Genomic DNA, 19599 nt, shown 5'->3' on the forward strand with positions numbered 1-19599 from the left:
CAAGTCCCCCGCTCCTGACCATCTGGACCGCGCAGCCGCACGGATCGAGCCCGGCCCCGGATGGGCGCGCCGAGCGGCTTCATGGTGGGAGCAGTGTAGTCAAACGGCGGCCATCCTGTCCACTGAGCGGGCACCGACAGGCCGCCTCTTCCCATTCCTCCGCGAGCGTGCTATAAGGGCTTCACCATAGCCCCGCCGGCTCCTCGCCCGCCGGGGGGGGCCGCACCTCATCGGCAGACGGAGCTGGGGTGTTCAAGCCTCCGGAACGGTTGCAGGGTCTCCTGCTCCCCGCCAGCGCGGCGATCACGGTCGCCGTGTTCGTCCTCGATCTCTCGGTTCCCCTCGGTGTCGCGGTCTGGGGGCTCTACCCCATCCCGCTCGTCCTGCTGTCCTGGACCCCCCACCGGCATGCCCCGCTCGTCTTCGCGCTGATCGGCTCCGTCCTGGTCGCGGTGGGCGCGCTGTATTCGCCGCCCGGACCCGTGCCGGTGAAGTACGCCATCTTCAACCGGTCGGTCGCCGTCGGCACGCTCTGGATCCTGGCAGTCGCCCTCACCAAGCGCCACTAGCGCGCGCCGGCAGAGCCTAACTTGTCAATCGTTCTCGCCGTTGCTAAGATCGCGCCTCTCATGATTGAGTTCGCGATCACGCGGGACGACAGGACCGGCGAGGAAACCTGGGAAGTGCCGCTGTGCGGGCACTGGCTCCTCGACCAGCCCCTGTTCAACAAGGGCACGGCGTTCACGGAACAGGAGCGCCGGGACCTGGACCTGTTGGGACTGCTGCCGCCCCACGTGGACACGATCGAGGAGCAGCTCGCGCGCGCCTACGACGCCTACCGCCGCAAGGACTCCGACCTCGAACGGCACATCTTCCTGCGCGCCCTGCAGGACGAGAACGAGACGCTCTTCTACCGGCTGATGCTCGAGCACATCGAGGAGATGATGCCGATCATCTACACGCCGACCGTCGGGGAAGCCTGTCAGCACTTCAGCCGCATCTACCGGCACCCGCGGGGGCTGTTCATCGCCTATCCCGAGCGGGACGCCATGGACCGGATCCTGGCCAACGCGATCGCCCGCCGCGTCGAGGTCATCGTCGTCACCGATGGCGAGCGCATCCTGGGGCTCGGCGACCAGGGAGCGGGCGGCATGGGCATCCCGATCGGCAAGTTGTCGCTCTACACGCTCTGTGGCGGCATCCACCCCGCGACGACGCTTCCCGTCCTGCTGGATGTCGGCACCAACAACCAGGAGGCGCTGCGCTCGCCCCTGTACCTCGGGTGGCGGCACGAGCGCGTGCGCGGGCAGGCCTATGACAACTTCATCGAGCTGTTCGTCCAGGGCGTGATCCGGCGATTCCCGAACGTGCTGCTCCAGTGGGAGGACTTCGCCCAGGCCAACGCGGCCCGGCTGCTCGACCGGTACCGGGACCGGCTCTGCACGTTCAACGACGACATCCAGGGGACGGCGGCGGTGACGACCGGCACGGTGCTCGCGGCCGTGAGCGTGACCGGCTCGAAGCTCCGGGACCAGCGAGTGGTCGTGGTCGGGGCCGGCTCGGCCGGCTGCGGGATCAGCGAGCAGCTCTGCGCGGCGATGGTGCGGGACGGGCTGTCGGAGCGGGAAGCCCGCTCTCGCTTCTGGTTGATTGACCGGCAGGGCCTGCTCCGCGAGGGCCTGCCCGGCCTGCTCCCCTTCCAAGCGCCATTCGTGCAGCCGCGGGCGGCGCTGGCCGGCTGGAAGCTGGCGCGGCTGGACGAGGTCGGGCTGGCGGACGTCGTGGCGAACGTGCGCCCCACGATCCTGATCGGGACCTCCGGTGTGCCCGGTGTCTTTACGGAGCCGATCGTCCGCGAGATGGCTCGCCACGTCGGCCGACCGATCATCCTTCCCCTCTCCAATCCGACCGAGCGGGCCGAGGCGAGGCCGGCGGACCTCCTGGCCTGGACGGACGGGCGCGTGCTCGTCGCGACGGGCAGCCCGTTCGAGCCGGTAGCCTTCCGCGGGCGGACCATCCCGATCGCCCAGTGCAATAACAGCTATATCTTTCCGGGCGTGGGGCTCGGCATCCTGGCCGTCGGGGCGACACGAGTCACGGACGGGATGTTCATGGCGGCGTCGCTGGCGCTCGCCGACTGCGCCCCGGCGCTCCGGGACCGAGAGGCGCCGCTGCTGCCTCCGCTGACCGAGATCCGCGCCGTGTCCCGCCGGATTGCCCTGGCGGTGGCTGCCGAGGCGCAGCGGGCCGGCCTCGCCGCCCCCACCGCACGGGAAGAGCTGGAGCGGCTGGTTGACGCGAAGATGTGGGCGCCCCGCTACCCGCGCCTTGTCCGGAAGGTCGGCTGATCAACGGCCGCGCGAGGCCCACACGGCCGTGTTGGCCGGAGGCGGACCCATGAACTTACGGAGGCCCATGGCTGACACCGAGCGACCGACAACCGGAGCGGACCTGTTGGTGCGCTCCCTGGAAGCCCACGGGGTGGAGTACATCTTCGGCGTGCCAGGCGGCGCGGTCCTGCCGATCCTGAACGTGCTGGCCGACGGCGGTCCGCGCTTCGTGCTCTGCCGGCACGAAACCGGCGCCGCGTTCATGGCCCAAGCCTGGGGCCGGATCACCGGGAAGCCAGGCGTCGTGCTGACGACGTCCGGACCGGGCCTCATCAACGCGGTGTGCGGGGTGGCGACCGCGACGGAGGATCGTGACCCGCTGGTCGTCATCACCGGCCAGGCTCCCCGCGCCGCACGGTGCAAGCCGAGCCACATGAACCTGGATTCGGTCAGCCTCTTCGCGCCGATCACCAAGTGAAGCGTCGAGGCGGAAGAGCCGAACACCCTGCCCGAGATCGTGACCAACGCGTTCCGTGTCGCCGCGCGGCCGAGGCCCGGAGCCGTGCACCTGTCGGTGCCGGTGGACGTGGCCAAGGCGGCCGTCTCGGCTGCGCCGATCCCGGCCCCCGCTCCGGTGGAGCAAGGCGCGGCGCCGGCCGACATCCTGAACCGAGCCGCCACCCTGTTGAACGGGGCGACGGCCCCGGTCGTGTTGCTGGGGGTGAGCGCGGGGCGCCCCGCCGCCGCGGCCGCCGTGCGCCGCTTCGTCCGGCAGCATCCCCTGCCGGTCGCCATGACCTTCGAGGCGGCCGGGACGCTCGCGCGCGACGGGCTCGACCGGTTCGTGGGTCGGGTCGGCTATGTTCGCAACCAGCCGGGCGACCTCGTGCTCCAGCGGGCCGACCTCGTCCTCGCGATCGGCTACGACACGGTCGAGTATGAGCCGGCCGCCTGGAACACCTCGCCCAACCTTTCGCTCATCCACCTGGATGAACTGCCGGCGACCGTGGACCGGGCCTACCGGCCTGCCGTCGAGGTCATCGGTGACATCGCCCGCAACCTGGACGCGCTCGCCCCCCTGGTTCGCCTGACCGCGCCGGCCGAGCGGCCCGAAGTGGTCCAGGCGCGGAAGGCCTTGCTCGACGACGAGCGTCGGGGCGCCGCCCTGACCGGCTCGCCGGTGCATCCGCTGCGCTTCATGTACGACCTCCGGCAAACGCTCGGCGACGACGTGACCGTCACCTGCGACGTAGGGGCACACGAAATCTGGATGGCCCGGCACTTCCTCTGCTACGAGCCGCGCCACCTCCTGTTCAGCATGGGCCACCAGACGATGGGCGTGGCCCTGCCCTGGGCGATCGGGGCGGCGCTCGCTCGGCCAGGCCGCAAGGCCGTCTCGGTGTCGGGCGACGGGTCGTTCCTGATGACGGGCATGGAGCTGGAGACGGCGGTCCGGCTCAGGCTCCCGATCGTGCACATCGTCTGGAAGGACGGGAGCTACAACCTCATCAAGTCCCTCCAGGCGCGGGACTACGGCCGGTGGTTCGGGGCAGAGTTCGGCAACCCGGATTTCGTCGCGCTCGGGGAGGCTTTCGGGGCGGCGGCCTTCCGGATCACGGAAGCGGAAGAGATCGTGCCCGTCTTGAAGAAAGCCCTGGCGACCGAGGGACCGGCGCTGATCGAAGTGGCGATCGACTATCGGGACAATCACGAACTGGCCAGGGCGATGGGTGCATCCGCCCAGCATTGACGCGGCGGCGGAAAGCGAGGAGGACCGCGGCATGGCGATCGACGACGTCTTCATCAAGGCTTTCCAGGCCCATCGGCAGCAGGGCGACCTGTTCCACCACGATCGCGCCAAGGCCCACGAACTGTTTCAGACCTCGACCATCGGCGCCCTGGTCGAGGGCGTCTACGACGGAGAGACGACCTACGCGGAGCTGGCGAAGCACGGGGACTTCGGGCTGGGCACCTTCAACGCCCTGGACGGCGAGATGATCGCCTTCGGGGGCCGGTTCTACCAGATCAAGGCCGACGGGAAGGCCTATCCAGTGGAGCCCTCGCAGAAGACACCCTTCGCCGTCGTGATGTTTTTCGACCCGACTGTGAGGGTCCTGTACGAGGACGTGATAGATTGGACGAAGTTCCAGCAGGCCGTGGACAAGGCGGTGCCGAGCAAGAACATCTTCTACGCGCTCCTGGCGACGGGTACGTTCGACTATATGAAGGTCCGGGCTGTGCCCCGGCAGGTGAAGCCCTATCCGCCGCTGGCCGAGGTGGCCAAGCAGCAGCCGGTCTTTGTCCATGAGGGACTCAGGGGCACGCTCGTGGGTTACCGGTTTCCCGACTATACCCAGGGCATCAATGTGCCCGGCTACCATGTCCACTTCTTGTCCGAAGACCGGACCCGCGGCGGCCACGTGCTGGACTTCCGGATGCGGGACGTGACGGTGGAGATTGACGTGTCCTCGGACCTGCACATGGAAGTTCCGGCCTCCGGGGAGTTTCTCGAGACGGATCTGAGCAAGGACCAGCGCGACACGATCGAGCGGGTCGAACAGGACCGCTGATCCGCTCAACGGACAAATGACCGCAAACGACAAACAGATCATCTTCTCCCTGATCGGCGTCGGCAAGGTCTATCCGCCGAAGAAGCAGGTGCTGAAGGACATCTCTCTCTCCTTCTACTACGGGGCCAAGATCGGGGTGATCGGGCCCAACGGGTCGGGCAAGAGCACGCTGCTCCGGATCATCGCGGGGGTCGAGCAGGCCTATCTCGGCGAGCTGACGAGGTCCAAGGGCTACACGGTGGGGCTCCTGGAGCAGGAGCCCCACCTGACCCCGGGCAAGACGGTGAAGGAGGTCGTCCAGGAGGGGCGCCGGGACGTGATCGCGCTGCTCCGTGAGTACGAGGCGGTCAGCACCAAGCTGGGCGATTGCGCGCCGGACGAGATGGAGGCGCTCCTGGAGAAGCAGAGCCGGCTCCAGGAGCAGATCGAAGCGGCGAACGGCTGGGAGCTGGAGACCGAGCTGGAGATCGCCATGGACGCGCTCCGCTGCCCGCCGCCCGACCTGCCCGTGGATGTGCTCTCCGGCGGGGAGCGGCGCCGCGTGGCGCTCTGCCGGCTGCTGATCCAGGAGCCGGACATCCTCCTCCTGGACGAGCCGACGAACCACCTGGACGCCGAGTCCGTCCAATGGCTGGAGCAGCATCTGCAGCAGTACCAGGGAACGGTCATCGCGGTCACGCACGACCGGTACTTCCTGGACAACGTCGCCGGCTGGATCCTGGAGCTGGATCGCGGGCACGGCATCCCCTTTCAGGGCAACTATTCCGCCTGGCTGGAGCAGAAGCAGGCGCGGCTCGCGCAGGAGGAGAAGGCCGAATCGAAGCGCCGCAAGACGCTGGAGCACGAGCTGGAATGGATCCGGATGGCGCCGAAGGCCCGGCAGGCCAAGGGCAAGGCCCGGATCGCCCGCTACGAGGAGCTGCTGCGGCAGGAGCCGGAGCGGCTGGCGGGCGACCTCGAGATCTACATCCCGCCGGGCCCGCGCCTGGGGGATGTGGTCGTGGAGGCGCGGGGCCTCAAGAAGGCGTATGGGGACAAGCTGCTGTTCGAGGACCTGAGCTTCACCCTGCCGCGCGGCGGCATCGTGGGCGTGATCGGCCCCAATGGCGCCGGCAAGACGACGCTGTTCAAGCTGATCACCGGCAAGGAACAGCCCGACGCCGGGACGATCCGGACCGGCGAGACCGTCAGGCTCGCCTACGTGGACCAGGACCGCAAGCTCGACGAGGACAAAACGGTCTGGGAGGTCATCGCGGACGGCCAGGACACAGTCAAGCTGGGCAAGGTCGCGGTGAACGCGCGCGCCTACTGCGGGCGGTTCAACTTCGGCGGCTCCGACCAGCAGAAGCAGGTCAAGGACCTCTCAGGCGGCGAGCGGAACCGCGTCCACCTCGCGCGGATGCTCAAGGAGGGCGCGAACCTCCTGCTGTTGGACGAGCCGACGAACGACTTGGACGTCAGCACCCTGCGGGCGCTCGAAGAGGCGCTGGAGCAGTTCGCGGGCTGCTGCGTGATCATCAGCCACGACCGCTGGTTCCTCGACCGGATCGCCACCCATATCCTCGCTTTCGAAGGGGATTCCAAGGTCGTCTGGTTCGAGGGGAACTACACGGACTACGAGGCGGACCGGAAGAAGCGGCTGGGCAAGGCCGCGGAGCGCCCGCACCGGATCCGGTACCGGGGGCTGACGCGCGGATGAAAGCCATTTCGGCAATCACGGTGTCATCACAGTTGCTTCCCCTAGAATAATCAGATACCCTACCTTTACCAAGAGTGGCCATTCTGGCGGACCTCCCTATGGCTCGCAACCCAGAAAACTGAGGTTGCAATCACATGATCACAAGGCTTCGCGTAAAGAACTTCCTCAGTCTTCGGGAGGTTGATCTTCCTCTCGGCCAGAGGAACATTCTGGTTGGTCCGAATATGTCGGGCAAGAGCAACCTCGTCGAGAGCCTGCGTTTTCTAACCTCGATCGCCGCGAGCGGTGCCAATCAGGCATTCCTCGATCGCGGAGGATTTCACGAAGTTCTCTGGAAGGGAGGAACAGAGAATAGAATAACCCTGGCACTCACCTGTGAGGTTCCTGCCGAATCGGAGCAGGACCGGAGGGGTTACGACTATGAAATATCCTTCGTCGGTGGTGCGACCGGTGCGTTTGACGTCGAGCATGAGCGGTTGATTCTTCGTGTCGGCGGGAGCACCGCAAAGCTGGTCGATGCACGCGCTGGGCAGGGAGAATTTCTCCACGAAGACGGGACGCCTGCAATCAAGACTTCAATCGACTCAAACCGGTCGGTCCTCGAACTCAACGTTCCTGGTTGGGCTGTCACGACATTTAAGACCTATGTTGCCCTGTGGCATTTTTATAAGCTGATTCCCACCCTCATGCGTCAACCGAATGCCGTCAAAGAGCAATTCTTCCTGAGTCAGACGGGGGACAACTTGTCGGCATGGCTTCTCACTCTTCAGACTGCTCATAGCCAGCAGTTCAACCGGTTGAAACAGGTCGCCTTGGATACGCTCCCCTCGCTGGAAGACGTGTTTGCGCCGCCGACTCAGCTCGGGACGACGATCCTTTCTTCCAGAGAAAAACATCTGAGCCGATCGGTCAATATTTGGCGTATGTCCGACGGCGAACTGACCTTCCTCGCCTTGCTCTCGCTGATCTTCGTTCCCGATTCTCTCGGGTCACCCGTGGTGTGTCTGGAAGAACCGGAGAACCATCTTCATCCCAAGTTGTTAGAAACGTTGGTGGATGTTTACGAACAGCGGAGACAAGAGGTTGGGCCACGGCGCGCCCAACTCATCGTGACGACCCATTCGCCTTATTTGATTGACCGAATGTCCCTTGACGACATCGTGGTCACAGAAAAACACGAGGGCGCCACGGTGTGCCGTAAGCCTGCATCGAAGCAGCATCTCCAAGAATTGTTGGCACGGAACGAGTTGGGCCTTGGAGATCTCTGGTATTCTGGGGCTCTTAGTGAACCCTGATGCCGACGGTCGGGGTGGTTTGCGAGGGAGTGGCTGCCGGAGAGGGAGTGGCTGCCGGAAAAGATGAGGCCATTTTCACGAGCTTGATCCAGCGAACCCTGACGTCATCGCATGAGGTCGTCGTTCGTCCCTGCGACGGTGTGGCGACCCTGATGAAAAAGTTTCCAGGCTATCTGGAGGAGTTTAAGTACCGAGGAGATGTTGTCAAAGCCGTCGTCGTTCGGGACGGGGATAACAAGTGCACTGCAGAACTCCGACAAAAGATGCAAAAGAGGCTATCAGGCCGGCACTATCCATTTGGTCTGTGCCTTCTGATTATCCCCCAAGAGCTTGAAGCATGGCTGCTGGCCGACACCTGCGCCCTCTCGCAGGTGACTGGGCAGCCCCAGGCTCGGATCCCGAATCCTGAGACTATTTCCGATCCCAAGAGGCGATTACAAGAACTCTTGACTAGTGCCGACATCTATTACACCGCTGAGCAAGCAAGAAAGATTGCTCAAGCCCTAAACCTTGAAATTTTAGCTCAGCAATGCCCCAGCTTTGCCAGATTGCGTCGCTTCTTGACCGCAACTGCCTAATCCGGATCGCCCCCACAAGTTGACCAAGAATTGAGGCACTTGTGAGCGCGAGAAAACGTCTCGTTCTCAAGACGGTTGCGATCCTCATCAGCCTTGCCTGGGCTGGGCCCGCGCCGGGCGAGCCGCCGGCCAGTGGCCCATCGGGGGTGATCGAGCAGGTCACGCGCGGGACCCTCGGTATCCTCCAGGACCAGCCGGCACCGGTGGGCCAGAGCGGCGCGAAGATCCTTGTGAAGGCGTCGGGGTTCCACCTCCACGACGGCTACCTGGTGACCGCCCGGCACGCGGTCGAGCAGGAGGAGAAGGGCGATCAGGTCGTCGCCAAGCAGCTCACCGTCCTGACGAACGCGCTGGAGCAGGTCCCGGCTGTCCTCGTCGGCGTCAACGCCTACCTGGACGTGGCGGTCTATCGCGTGACGGACCCGGAGGTGGTCAAGCGGCTCCCGGTCGCGACCTTCGCCGAGCGGGAGCCGGCGCCGGGCGATCCGGTCTTCACCGTCGGCTACCCGCTCGGCTGGGGCCCGGCCGTAGCCTTCGGGCGGGTGGGGAATCCCAACATCTTCCTCTCGACCGTGGACACCCGGCTCATGCAGCTCGACCTCTCCGCCTGCAGCGGCAACTCCGGCGGCGGGCTCTTCAACGAGCAGGGCGAGGTCATCGGGTTCCTGCACGCGGTTATCCGCACCGAGACCACCCAGGGCGAGCCGCAGTGCAGCCGCCTGGCCTTCTCCGTCCCCGGCCGGCTGGCCAAGCGCGTCGTGACGGCCTTGATCCAGGGGGCGCAGCCGAGCTTCTCCCGGCTAGGCATCGCGCTCACCGCGGTCAAGGTGGGCACCCGGCTCCGCGCCGCGGTGGCAGAGGCCACCGGGCCAGCGAAGGAAGGCGGCCTCCAGAAGGGCGATGTGCTGCTCGCGATTGACGAGACCGAGATCGCCGACGGCAAGCAGCTCAAGAACTATCTCATCGAGCGCACCGTCCCCGGCCAGAAGGTGGCGGTCCGCGTCCGCCGGGGCGACCAGGAGCTGGTCCTGACCGTGACGCTGGGGAGGTCCTGACGGATCGGCTAGATCGCCTTGAAGGCCGCCCGCGCGCTCGCGACCGTGTGCGCGATGTCCGCGGCGCTGTGGGCGGTCGAGAGGAAGGCCGCTTCGAACTGCGAGGGGGCCAGATAGATGCCCCGGGCCAGCATCGCCCGGAAGAACTTCGCGTAGGCCTCCCTGTTGGATTGCTTAGCCGTGGCGAAGTCCACGACCGGTCCCTTGGTAAAGAACCCGCCGAGCATGGAGCCGACACGCGTCTGGGTAAAGGGGACGCCCGCCTTTTTCGCCGCCTCGCCCAGCCCCTTCGCCAGCTCGGCGGCTTTCCTGTCGAGTTGCTCGTACAAGCCCTTCGCCTTGAGCCGCGTGAGCGTCTCGATCCCCGCCGTGACCGCGAGGGGATTGCCGGAGAGCGTCCCCGCCTGATACACGGGCCCCGCCGGCGCAATTAGCTCCATGATCTCCTTGCGCCCGCCGTAGGCCCCGACTGGCAAGCCGCCCCCGATGATCTTGCCCAGACAGGTGAGGTCCGGGGTCACGCCGTAGAGCGCCTGCGCGCCGCCGTAGTGGACGCGGAAGCCGGTGATGATCTCGTCGAAAATCAGCAGGATCCCGTGCTGGCGCGTCAGCTCGCGGAGCGCCGGCAGGAAATCCGGGGCGGGCGGCACGACGCCCATGTTGCCCGCGACCGGCTCCACGATGACGCAGGCGAGGTCCCGCTGGTGCGCCTCAATCAGCTTCTGTACGGTCCGGATGTCGTTGTACGGCGCCGTGAGCGTGTGGCGGGTGAAGTCGGCGGGCACCCCGGGACAGTCGGGAATCCCCAGCGTCGCCAGGCCGGAGCCGGCCTTGGCCAGCAGGAAGTCGCTGTGCCCGTGGTAGCAGCCTTCGAACTTGAGGACCCCATCGCGCCGGGTATAGGCGCGGGCGACCCGGATGGCGCTCATGACCGCTTCGGTCCCCGAGCTGACCAGCCGGACGAGTTGCATGGAGGGCACGGCCTCAGTGATCAGCTTGGCCAGCCGCACCTCCAGCTCCGTCGGCGCGCCGTAGCTCGTGCCCTGCGCGGCCGCACGCGCGACCGCCCGCACGACCGGCGCCGGGGCATGCCCCAGGATCATCGGCCCCCAGGAGAGCACGTAGTCAATGAAGCGGTTCCCGTCCACGTCGTAGAGGCGCGAGCCCTTGGCGCGCTTGATGAACAGCGGCCGGCCGCCCACGGACTGGAACGCGCGGACCGGGCTGTTGACGCCCCCAGGAATATACCGCTGGGCTTCGGCGAAGAGCTGCTCCGACTTCCTCGTTTTCATCCTTCTCTCTTCCTCTAAAAACGCGGGGGATGTGGACAGGCTCCTACCACGCGCCGCGCCGCCAGGTCAACCGTGCCGACCGGCTTCTCCCCCGCAGCCGCCGCCACGGGTGCGCCGCCGGACCCCAGTCTGTTAGAATGCGCCGACGCCCTGGCCCGTCCCTGTCCCGGCTGACGGCTGAACGCTGGCGGATCCCGGATGATGCGCAAAGCCAAGATCGTCTGCACCATCGGCCCGGCGTCCGAGTCGCCGGCGGTCCTCGACCAGCTCATCGCGAAGGGGATGGATGTGGCCCGGCTGAATTTCTCGCACGGCTCACAGGACTGGCACGGCCGGGCGATCAAGGCCATTCGCGAGGCGGCGGGGCGACAGGGGGCAGCGGTCGCCATCCTTCAGGACTTGCAGGGCCCGCGCATCCGCGTCGGGCCGCTGCCGCCCGAGGGGATCGAGTTGGCGCCGGGCCAGCGGGTGCGGCTCCGCCCGGACAGGCCGCGGGGCCCCGCCGGCCCGGACGACCTGCCGGTCGGCTACGCGCGGCTCGCCCAGGACGTCAAGCCGGGCGCCCGCGTGCTGATTGACGACGGGCTGATCGAGCTGGTCGCCGACGGCGTCTTCGGCGACGCCGTCGCCTGCACAGTCGTCCGCGGCGGCCGGGTGAGCGCGCACAAGGGGATCAACCTGCCGGGCACCCGGATCAGCGAGCCGACGCTCACCGCGAAGGACCAGGCCGACCTCCGCTTCGGGGTGGCGCAGGGCGTGGATTACATCGCCCTTTCCTTCGTCCGGCACCCCGAGGACGTAAGGGCGGCCCGGGCGCTGATCGCCGAGTGCGGCGGCGACCAGCCGGTCATCGCCAAGATCGAGCGCCCAGAGGCGGTCGCCTGCCTGGAGGCGCTGCTGGAGGAGGCGGACGGCGTCATGGTCGCGCGCGGCGACCTCGGCGTCGAGCTGGGCCCGGAGGAGGTCCCGGTGCTGCAGAAGCAGATCATCGCCGCGGCCAACCGCCGGCACCGGCTAGTCATCACGGCGACCCAGATGCTCGAGTCCATGACCCAGCAGGCGCAGCCAACCCGGGCCGAGGCGTCCGACGTGGCGAACGCGGTCTTCGACGGCACTGACGCGGTGATGCTCTCGGCCGAGACCTCGACCGGCCGCCATCCGGTCGAGGCCGTGCGGGTAATGGACCGCATCGTGCAGGCGGCGGAGCGCGGCGCACAGTCCGGGAGTATCCGCCGGTTGGAGCCGGGACGCAGCCCCCTCTCCTTCCAGGAGGCCATCTGCGCGGCCGCACCGCCCGTCGCGGAACTGGTCGAAGCCAGCGCGATCGTCGCGTTCACCGAGTCGGGCACGACGGCCCGGCTGCTCGCCAAGCAGCGGCCCGCCCCACCCATCATCGCCTTCACCCCGTTCGAGCCGATCCGGCGACGGATGGCGCTCTACTGGGGCGTACGCCCGCTGACGTTGCCGCCGATCGCGCAGACCGAGGAGCGCGTGCAGGCGGCGGAGCGCCGACTGCTGCAGGCGGGGCTCGCGGCGCGCGGCCACCGGCTCGTGATCGTCACGGGCACGCAGGTCGCGCAGCGGGGGGGCACGACGCTGCTCAAGCTCCATGAAGTCGCGTGAAGCGATGAGAACGACGCGACGGGCCGGGCCGCTGCGACACTGGATTAGTGGCGTAGCTCTCGGTCTTGCGCTCGGTCTGCTCCTCTCGGACGGGCTCGCCGTCACCGGCGAGTTGACGAAGAGCCCGGCCGAGGTCGTCAAGAAGTACCTCGAGCTGGACATGAAGGGCGCCCGCCTCGAGGCGCTCTCGCGCGAGGCGCTCCGCCCATACACAACGTGGAAGGAGGAGCCGGCCTGGGGGCACGTGGTGGTGATCCAGGGCTATACCGTCGCGGACGAGAGCAAGCGTTGGGAGATCCTGGGGCCCCTCGAGGTCGTGATCCCCGTCCACTTTCAGGTGCTCGGCCGGATGTACTGGAGCACGGCGACGTTCATCTCCGAGCCGCACGTCGAGGAAGTGCGCGTGCGGGTCGCCGCGGTCGGGGACCGCTGGCGGATCATCGAGCCGCTCGTGCCGCCCCACGTCGGCCGGCAGCGCCTCGTCAACCACGTCAAGCAGGCGCTGCTCGAGACGACGGAGCCGTCGGAGCGGGACGCGCTGACCGCGCTGCGGGACGACCTGAAGCAGGCGAAGTGACCCATGGGCCAGAGGCCGGGCAGCGGGAGCAAGGAGCTGGTCGAGCTGTTGATCTTCGACCTGGACGGGACGCTCATCGAGTCGAAGTGGGACATTGCGACCGCGGTGAACCTCACGCTCGCCGACCTGGGGCTGCCGCGCCGGAGCCAGGAGGAAATCTTCAGCTTCGTCGGCGACGGCGTGAAGCGGCTGCTGCGCCTCTCCGTCGGCGAGGAGAACCAGGCGCGGTACGAGGAGGCGCTGCGGGTGTTCCGCGGGCATTACCTGGCCCACTGCCTGGACCGCACGCGCTTCTACCCTGGGGTCGAGACTGTCCTGGCCCACTTCGCGGACAAGCTCAAGGCCGTCGCGACGAACAAGTCGCTGGAGTACACGCAGCGCATCCTGGAGGGCCTGGGCTCCCACCACTTCGCCTACGTCGTCGGGGGCGACAACGGATACGGCCTCAAGCCGGACCCGGGAATGATCCTCCAGGTCATCGAGGCGCTGAAGGCCGACAAGCGGCGGACCGTCCTGATCGGCGACAGCACGAACGATATCGTCGGGGGCCACAACGCCGGGATCCGGGTGTGCGCCGTGGGGTACGGGATGGGCAACCGGGAGAAGATGGCCGCCTGCAACCCGGATTGGTTCGTCGAGCGGCCCGAAGAGCTGATGGAGCTGTTCGCATGATCGCACGATCGGTGCTCGCGCTCGTGCTCGTGCTCGGGGCCGCCGCACTCCCCGCGGCGCCTGCCGGGCGTGCCGCGGAAGCGCCGGCGCAGGCCGAGCGCCCCGGCCTGGCCGAGCGGGTCGTCGAGCACCGGCTGGCCAACGGCCTGACCCTGCTGATGGTCGAACGGCACCAGGCGCCCATCGTCTCGATCAACCTGACCTTCGGCGTCGGCGGGCTGAACGAGACGACCGGCGCCACCGGCGTTGCGCACCTCTACGAGCACATGGCGTTCAAGGGCACGCGCACGCTGGGCACGCGGGACTACGAGCGCGAGCGGCCGCTCTTAGACGAGCTGGAGCGGCTGCACGCCCGGCTCGCCCAGCTCGAGGCGGCGGACCGGGCCGATCCGGCCGTCGCCGCCGAGCTGGAGCGGGTGCGCCGGCAGCTCGCCGAGACGCAGGAGCAGGCCGACGCGCTCGTCGTCGTCAACGAGGTGCCGCAGCTCTACCAGCGCCACGGGGCCGTCGGCCTGAACGCGTCCACGGGCAAGGACGTGACCCGGTATACGGTCAGCCTCCCGTCCAACCGGCTGCCGCTCTGGGCCGCGATCGAGTCCGACCGGATGGCGCATCCGGTCTTGCGGGAGTTCTACAAGGAGCGCGCCGTGGTCATGGAGGAGCGGCGCCTCCGGACCGAGGACAGTCCCGCCGGCCTGCTCTACGAGGCCTTCACGGCCGCCGCGTTCCAGGCGCATCCTTATGGGTTTCCCACGATCGGTTGGGCCTCGGACATCCAGGCCCTGACCCCGCAGGTCACCGAGCAGTTCTTCCGCACCTACTACGGGCCGAACAACGCCGTCATCGCCCTCGTCGGGGACTTCAAGCCCCAGGAGGTCATCGCCCTCGTCGAGCGCACGTTCGGCCGGATCCCGAGCGCACCGCCTCCGCCCCCAGTGGTGACGGTCGAGCCCCCGCAGCGCGGGGAGCGGCGCGTCGAGGTCGAGTTCGACGCCGAGCCGGCGCTCCTGATCGGCTACCACAAGCCGGCGATCCACCATCCGGACGACTTCGTCTTCGAGGTCATCGAGGCGGTGCTGTCGGACGGCGTGACGTCGCGCCTCTACAAGCGGCTCGTGCGGGAGAAGCAGCTCGCGGCCTCCGTGACGGCGTTCACTGGCTATCCCGGCGTGCTGGCCCCGAACCTGTTCGTGATCAGCGCGACGCCGCTCGCGCCCCACACGACGGCGGAGCTGGAGGCCGCCATCTACGAGGAGCTCGAGCGGCTCAAGACCGAGCCGGTCACGCCGAAGGAGCTGGAGAAGGTGCTGAACAACCTGGACGCCTCGCTGGTGCGGTCGCTCCGCTCGAACAGCGGGCTGGCCTCCCAACTCGCCTACTTCCAGGTCGTCGCCAAGGACTGGCGCTACTTGCTGCGGGCGCGCGACCGGATCGCGGCGGTCACGCCGGCCGACATTCAGCGGGTGGCGGCGCAGTACCTGGTGAAAGCCAACCGGACGGTGGCGACGCTCGTGAAGCCGCCCGGCGCGGCGCCCCTCCCGGCGCCCGTCACGCTGAAGGCGGGGTAGCCATGACGATGCATCCGCCTCGCTCCAGCCGCACCCGCGGGCTTCTGCCGGCCTGCCTACTCCTGCTGGCCACGCTCTGGAGCAGCGGCGCGCTCGCGGGCCCGCCGCAGGACCGGCCGCCCGCCCCGCCGGCCCCGCGTGCCGAGCTGGATCCCCGCACCATGCACTTCGAGCCGGTGGAGTTCCATCCGCCCGAGCCCGAGCGCCTGGTGCTCGAGAACGGCATGATCGTCTATCTGCTCGAGGACCACGAGCTGCCCCTGGTCACCATCACCGCCACGCTCCAGACCGGCGCCTGGCTGGATCCGCCCGAGAAGATCGGCCTGGCTGGGCTGACCGGCGTGGTCATGCAGACCGGTGGCACCAGCCGGATGAGCCCGGACGAGGTGGACGAAGAGCTCGAGCGGCTCGCCGCCTCGCTCTCGGTGAACATCGGGACGGATTCCGGCAGCGCGACGCTGGACGTGCTCACGAAGGACCTGGACCGCGGGCTCCGCATCTTCGCCGACGTGCTCATGACGCCGGCCTTCGACCCGGCCCGGCTGGAGCTGGCCAAGCGGCAAACCATCGAGGGCATCCGGCGCCGGCAGGACCACCCCGGCGCCATCGCGGGCCGGGAGTTCGCCAAGCTGCTCTACGGGCCGGACCACCCCTGGGCGCGGGAGAGCACCGTGGAGTCTGTCTCCCGGATTACGCGCGACGACCTGGTGGCCTTCCACCGGCGCACTGTCCATCCCAACGGGATCATCCTCGGGGTGACCGGCGACTTCCAACGGAACGTCCTGCTCGCGAAGCTGCGCGAAGTCTTCGGCGGCTGGCCGACGGGCGACGTCTCGCCGATCGCGATCCCGCCGGTGGACGCCGTGACGGCCGAGGCCGCGACCGTCCGCTACGTCGGCAAGGACACCCAGCAGACGCACCTCCGGGTCGGGCACCTGTCGGTGAAGGAATCCGACCCGGACTATCCGGCCCTGGCGCTGCTCAACGACATCCTCGGCGGCGGCTCGTTCCGGAGCCGGCTCTTCCAGGACGTGCGGACCCGCCGGGGCCTCGCCTATGCGGTCGGCAGCTCGCTCCGGCCTGGCATCCGGGAGCCCGGCGCCTGGCTGATGCGCGCGGAGACCAAGCTGGCCTCGACGGAAGAGGTGCTCCGACGCATGCTCGCCAACGTGCAGCGGCTGCGCGAGGAGCCGGTGACGGACACCGAGCTGGAGGAGGCGAAAGAGGCGTTCGTCAATTCCTTTGTCTTCTCGTTCAGCAGCCCCTCCGCCATCGTGAGCCGCCTGATCGGCCTGGAGTACGACGGCCTGCCCAAGGACTTCCTGCAGCGGCTCCGAGACCGGGTGGTGAAGCTCACGAAGGAGGACCTCCTCCGGGCCGCCCGCACGCACCTGCATCCGGAGCGGCTGAAGATCCTGGCCGTTGGCCCGCCCGACACCCTCCCGCGCCTGCTCTCGACCTTCGGGGAGGTCAAGGAGATCAAGCTGCCGCCAGAAGGGTAAAGGACCGCGGGTGACGCGCCATCAGGCGCTGAGCCCGACGAGCCGTCCGCCGATCTCCTCCGCCCGTTGGCCGTCAAACAAGCTCCGGGGTTGGCTCGTGTCGTCTTCCTGTGGCACACTCTGTCCGTTGAGCGAGGACGGAGCGCAGCGCATGAGCGCCGACCGCCTGCAGATCACCATCCTCCGCGGCAGCCTGCTCGACGCGGACGCCGAGGCGATCGTCAACGCGGCGAACAGCCTGGGGCTCATGGGGGGCGGGGTGGCCGGCGTGATCAAGCGGGCGGCCGGGGCCGAGGTGGAGACGGAGGCGCGCCGGCAGGCGCCGATTCCGGTGGGGCGCGCGGTGCTGACCTCCGGCGGCCGGACGAAGTTCCGGGGCATCATCCATGCGCCGACGATGCCACAGCCGGCGATGCGGATCCCCGCCGAGAACGTCGCCCTCGCCACGCGCGCCGCGCTCGCGCTGGCGGACGAACGCGGGTTCGCCACGGTGGCGCTGCCGGGCATGGGCACCGGGGTCGGCGGGGTCGCACCCGCTGAGGCGGCCGCCCGTATGGTGGCCGAGATCCGGGCCTTCGCGCCCACGGTGCTCCAGTCCGTGATCCTGGTGGACGTGGACCCCGCGATGGTGGAGGCCTGGCGTGGCTGCCTAGCCGGCAGCACATAGCCAACACCTCATAGTCTGAGCAAGCAACCAGGACGGGCAACCGACTTGTGGTTCTGCTGTCAGCGATTCGCTGCTTGCTAGGAGCTTGGTATGCCCCTCGAAGACGACTTCGGCGACATCGTCAAGAAGGCCCGGACAGGCCAGGGGCTCTCGGTCGGCGACCTGGCCCAGCGGGCCGGCTTGCCCGCCGGCGACCTGACGGTGCTCGAGCGCGGCGGGCGGCGCCCGACCAGCACCGAGGTGGAGGCCCTCGCCGCGGCGCTCCAGTTGCGGGCGGAGCCGCTGGCGCAGATCGTCGCGGGGTGGAGGCCCGCCCCGGTGCCGGAGGTCACGGACGAAGTGACGACCGTGCACGGCTCGGTCGGCGGCTACGCCGTCAAGGGCTACGTCCTGCACGAGGGGGGCGACGCGATCTTCGTGGACACGGCCTATCATGCGGAGGCCATGCTGGAGGTCCTCGCCCAGCGCCAGCTCCGGCTCAAGGCCGTCTGTCTGACGCATGGCCACGCCGACCATGCCGAGGGACTGGACGTCATCCTGCAGCACCACCGGGTGCCGGTGTATATTGGGCAGGCGGACCTGAGCCTGCTGGCGTGGCGCCCGCCCCGGGATCTGCTCGTCCTGCCGGAAGACGGACAGGCCATCCCCGTCGGGGGCTTGACGGTCCGCTGCCTGGTCACGCCTGGCCACACGCCTGGCGGCCTGTGCTATCAGGTGGACAAGGGAACGCGGGCCCTCTGCTTCGTCGGCGACACCCTGTTTGCCGGCTCCATCGGCCGCTCCAACCCCGCCTCGCTGTACCAGACCCATCTGGTCTCGGTCCGGCGGCGGGTGCTCACGCTGCCGGAGCCGACGGTCCTGCTGCCAGGCCACGGGCCAGCCACCACGGTGCGCGAGGAGGCGGCCCACAACCCCTTTGCGATGAACTTATGAGCCTGCCCCAGGATCAGGAGGGTCGCCCGCCGGACCCGTGCTCGCCGGGCTCGGATGAGGATCGGCTCGGGTCCGCCGGGCGGCCGGAGTCGCCGGCCGGGGGCGACGACGCGGAAGAGGGACCTCAGTCATCCCCCGGGGTGGCGCTGCCACTGGCGCTCTTCCTGGCCACGGTGTTCACGACCCTCTGGGCTGGGGCCTACGCGACCAATACCAACCCGAAGCTGGGCGCCCTCGCCTTTTTGCTGGAACATCCGGCCGCGCTGCTCCGGGGAGCGCCCTTTGCCGGCACGCTGCTCGCGATCCTCGTGACGCACGAGCTGGGCCACTACGTGCTCTCCAAGATCCACGGCGTGCCCACCTCCCTCCCGCTTTTCATCCCGGGGCCGCCCCAGTTCATCGGGACGTTCGGCGCCATCATCCGGATGCGCGGGCCGATCCTCAGCCGCAAGGCGCTGTTCGACATCGGAGTCGCCGGCCCGATCGCCGGGTTCGTGGTGGCCGTGGTCGCCCTGGTTATCGGAATGCGGATGTCCAAGGTGGTGCCAGCCGAGGCCGCCTACGGGCTCCACCTCGGCGCCCCGCTGCTGCTGCAGTTCGTCGCGTGGCTGGTGCACGGGCCGATTCCAGAGGGGCAGGAGCTGGTGCTGGGCCCCGTCGGGTTCGCCGCCTGGTTTGGCCTGTTCGTGACCTCGCTGAATCTGATCCCGATCGGCCAGCTCGACGGCGGCCACGTGGCCTTCGCCCTCTGGGGGGCCCGCCAACGCACGATGGCGCTGGCGATCCTGCCGGTGCTGTTGGTCCTGGGGTTCGTCGGCTGGCCCGGGTGGTATCTGTGGGCCGGCCTGGCCGGGCTCATGGGCTTCGCCCATCCCCCCGTCCGCGATCCGGAGGCTGCTCTGGGCCAAGTCCGTATCTGGATCGGCTGGGGCACGCTGGCCATCTTCGTGCTGACCTTCGCGCCCATTCCCTTCTCGGTCCACTAGCCGAAAGCCCCCGACGCTTCACGGCCGATTTTCTCCAGATGGATACGTATAATACTCCAGCCGTTTCTGGTGGGTAAAAAAGCTCTGTCTCCTGGGGGTATCCTGTGTTCCAGCGACAGCCTGTCGCGTGGGAGAGGACGGCACAGGCTCGGCTCGCGAAGAGTGCTGGCATGTCTATCAACGGAGGGCGCCAATGATCCCGCCCGTCTGTCCCAAGCGCGATGTCCCAGGTGCCCAGCCCGCCGTTCCTCG

Annotated in this window: 17 protein-coding genes and 1 pseudogene; 17 read left to right on the forward strand and 1 reads right to left on the reverse strand. The window is 68.3% G+C overall.

Annotation, left to right across the window (positions count from 1 at the left end; translation table 11 throughout):
• Positions 1-248 precede the first annotated feature (248 nt).
• From ACWHYQ_RS07770 to ACWHYQ_RS07810, 9 genes and pseudogenes are all read left to right on the forward strand, one after another.
• Positions 249-569, forward strand: a complete 321-nt coding sequence (locus ACWHYQ_RS07770; protein WP_447975122.1) for a hypothetical protein — start codon at positions 249-251, stop codon at positions 567-569.
• A 60-nt stretch (positions 570-629) separates the two neighbouring features.
• A complete protein-coding gene (locus ACWHYQ_RS07775; protein ID WP_447975123.1) occupies positions 630-2348 on the forward strand; it encodes an NAD-dependent malic enzyme in 1719 nt (572 codons plus the stop codon).
• Between the two features lie 49 nt (positions 2349-2397).
• The gene (locus ACWHYQ_RS07780; protein WP_447975124.1) at positions 2398-2808 is read left to right on the forward strand and encodes a thiamine pyrophosphate-binding protein; all 411 of its coding nucleotides are present in this window, start codon (positions 2398-2400) and stop codon (positions 2806-2808) included.
• Positions 2809-2820: 12 nt separating this feature from the next.
• Positions 2821-4080 (forward strand): annotated as a pseudogene (alsS, locus tag ACWHYQ_RS07785) (acetolactate synthase AlsS); the annotation flags it as partial.
• A 31-nt stretch (positions 4081-4111) separates the two neighbouring features.
• A complete protein-coding gene (gene budA / locus ACWHYQ_RS07790) occupies positions 4112-4900 on the forward strand; it encodes an acetolactate decarboxylase (RefSeq protein ID WP_447975125.1) in 789 nt (262 codons plus the stop codon).
• A gap of 16 nt (positions 4901-4916) precedes the next feature.
• On the forward strand, positions 4917-6599 hold the full coding sequence (ettA, locus tag ACWHYQ_RS07795; protein WP_447975126.1) for an energy-dependent translational throttle protein EttA: 1683 nt from the start codon (positions 4917-4919) through the stop codon (positions 6597-6599).
• 134 nt (positions 6600-6733) lie between these two features.
• Positions 6734-7894, forward strand: coding sequence for an AAA family ATPase (locus ACWHYQ_RS07800; RefSeq protein WP_447975127.1), 1161 nt, complete (start codon positions 6734-6736; stop codon positions 7892-7894).
• 47 nt (positions 7895-7941) lie between these two features.
• Positions 7942-8472 (forward strand): DUF4276 family protein, encoded by a 531-nt coding sequence (locus ACWHYQ_RS07805; protein WP_447975128.1) that lies wholly within the window; start codon positions 7942-7944, stop codon positions 8470-8472.
• Positions 8473-8513: 41 nt separating this feature from the next.
• The gene (locus ACWHYQ_RS07810) at positions 8514-9527 is read left to right on the forward strand and encodes a S1C family serine protease (RefSeq protein WP_447975129.1); all 1014 of its coding nucleotides are present in this window, start codon (positions 8514-8516) and stop codon (positions 9525-9527) included.
• Between the two features lie 8 nt (positions 9528-9535).
• Here the strand turns inward: ACWHYQ_RS07810 and hemL are convergent, their stop codons facing one another.
• Positions 9536-10819, reverse strand: a complete 1284-nt coding sequence (gene hemL / locus ACWHYQ_RS07815) for a glutamate-1-semialdehyde 2,1-aminomutase (protein WP_447975130.1) — start codon at positions 10817-10819, stop codon at positions 9536-9538.
• Positions 10820-11017: 198 nt separating this feature from the next.
• Between hemL and pyk the strand changes: the two genes are divergently transcribed.
• From pyk to ACWHYQ_RS07855, 8 genes are all read left to right on the forward strand, one after another.
• Positions 11018-12442 (forward strand): pyruvate kinase, encoded by a 1425-nt coding sequence (pyk, locus tag ACWHYQ_RS07820; protein ID WP_447975131.1) that lies wholly within the window; start codon positions 11018-11020, stop codon positions 12440-12442.
• Positions 12443-12446: 4 nt separating this feature from the next.
• Positions 12447-13019 carry a hypothetical protein gene (locus ACWHYQ_RS07825; RefSeq protein ID WP_447975132.1) on the forward strand — a complete coding sequence of 191 codons (573 nt, stop codon included), beginning with the start codon at positions 12447-12449 and terminating at the stop codon, positions 13017-13019.
• A gap of 3 nt (positions 13020-13022) precedes the next feature.
• Positions 13023-13691, forward strand: coding sequence for an HAD family hydrolase (locus tag ACWHYQ_RS07830; RefSeq protein ID WP_447975133.1), 669 nt, complete (start codon positions 13023-13025; stop codon positions 13689-13691).
• A complete protein-coding gene (locus ACWHYQ_RS07835) occupies positions 13688-15259 on the forward strand; it encodes a M16 family metallopeptidase (protein WP_447975134.1) in 1572 nt (523 codons plus the stop codon). Before ACWHYQ_RS07830 ends, ACWHYQ_RS07835 begins: the two co-directional genes overlap by 4 nt.
• A 2-nt stretch (positions 15260-15261) precedes the next feature.
• A complete protein-coding gene (locus ACWHYQ_RS07840) occupies positions 15262-16761 on the forward strand; it encodes a M16 family metallopeptidase (RefSeq protein ID WP_447975135.1) in 1500 nt (499 codons plus the stop codon).
• A gap of 151 nt (positions 16762-16912) precedes the next feature.
• The gene (locus ACWHYQ_RS07845; protein WP_447975136.1) at positions 16913-17428 is read left to right on the forward strand and encodes a macro domain-containing protein; all 516 of its coding nucleotides are present in this window, start codon (positions 16913-16915) and stop codon (positions 17426-17428) included.
• Between the two features lie 90 nt (positions 17429-17518).
• Positions 17519-18361: an MBL fold metallo-hydrolase gene (locus ACWHYQ_RS07850; RefSeq protein WP_447975137.1), complete on the forward strand. Its 843-nt coding sequence runs from the start codon at positions 17519-17521 to the stop codon at positions 18359-18361.
• Positions 18358-19347: a site-2 protease family protein gene (locus ACWHYQ_RS07855; RefSeq protein ID WP_447975138.1), complete on the forward strand. Its 990-nt coding sequence runs from the start codon at positions 18358-18360 to the stop codon at positions 19345-19347. The genes ACWHYQ_RS07850 and ACWHYQ_RS07855 overlap by 4 nt, the downstream gene beginning before the upstream one ends.
• Positions 19348-19599 lie beyond the last annotated feature (252 nt).

The sequence above is a fragment of the Nitrospira sp. Kam-Ns4a genome (assembly GCF_965152595.1).

Bases quoted from the DNA above. Each gene is read 5' to 3' on its own strand.
- ACWHYQ_RS07775 (WP_447975123.1), top strand. From the start codon at position 630: ATGATTGAGTTCGCGATCACGCGGGACGACAGGACCGGCGAGGAAACC.
- ACWHYQ_RS07780 (WP_447975124.1), top strand. From the start codon at position 2,398: ATGAACTTACGGAGGCCCATGGCTGACACCGAGCGACCGACAACCGGA.
- budA (WP_447975125.1), top strand. From the start codon at position 4,112: ATGGCGATCGACGACGTCTTCATCAAGGCTTTCCAGGCCCATCGGCAG.
- ettA (WP_447975126.1), top strand. From the start codon at position 4,917: ATGACCGCAAACGACAAACAGATCATCTTCTCCCTGATCGGCGTCGGC.
- ACWHYQ_RS07800 (WP_447975127.1), top strand. From the start codon at position 6,734: ATGATCACAAGGCTTCGCGTAAAGAACTTCCTCAGTCTTCGGGAGGTT.
- hemL (WP_447975130.1), bottom strand. From the start codon at position 10,819: ATGAAAACGAGGAAGTCGGAGCAGCTCTTCGCCGAAGCCCAGCGGTAT.
- pyk (WP_447975131.1), top strand. From the start codon at position 11,018: ATGATGCGCAAAGCCAAGATCGTCTGCACCATCGGCCCGGCGTCCGAG.
- ACWHYQ_RS07825 (WP_447975132.1), top strand. From the start codon at position 12,447: ATGAGAACGACGCGACGGGCCGGGCCGCTGCGACACTGGATTAGTGGC.
- ACWHYQ_RS07830 (WP_447975133.1), top strand. From the start codon at position 13,023: ATGGGCCAGAGGCCGGGCAGCGGGAGCAAGGAGCTGGTCGAGCTGTTG.
- ACWHYQ_RS07835 (WP_447975134.1), top strand. From the start codon at position 13,688: ATGATCGCACGATCGGTGCTCGCGCTCGTGCTCGTGCTCGGGGCCGCC.
- ACWHYQ_RS07840 (WP_447975135.1), top strand. From the start codon at position 15,262: ATGACGATGCATCCGCCTCGCTCCAGCCGCACCCGCGGGCTTCTGCCG.
- ACWHYQ_RS07845 (WP_447975136.1), top strand. From the start codon at position 16,913: ATGAGCGCCGACCGCCTGCAGATCACCATCCTCCGCGGCAGCCTGCTC.
- ACWHYQ_RS07850 (WP_447975137.1), top strand. From the start codon at position 17,519: ATGCCCCTCGAAGACGACTTCGGCGACATCGTCAAGAAGGCCCGGACA.
- ACWHYQ_RS07855 (WP_447975138.1), top strand. From the start codon at position 18,358: ATGAGCCTGCCCCAGGATCAGGAGGGTCGCCCGCCGGACCCGTGCTCG.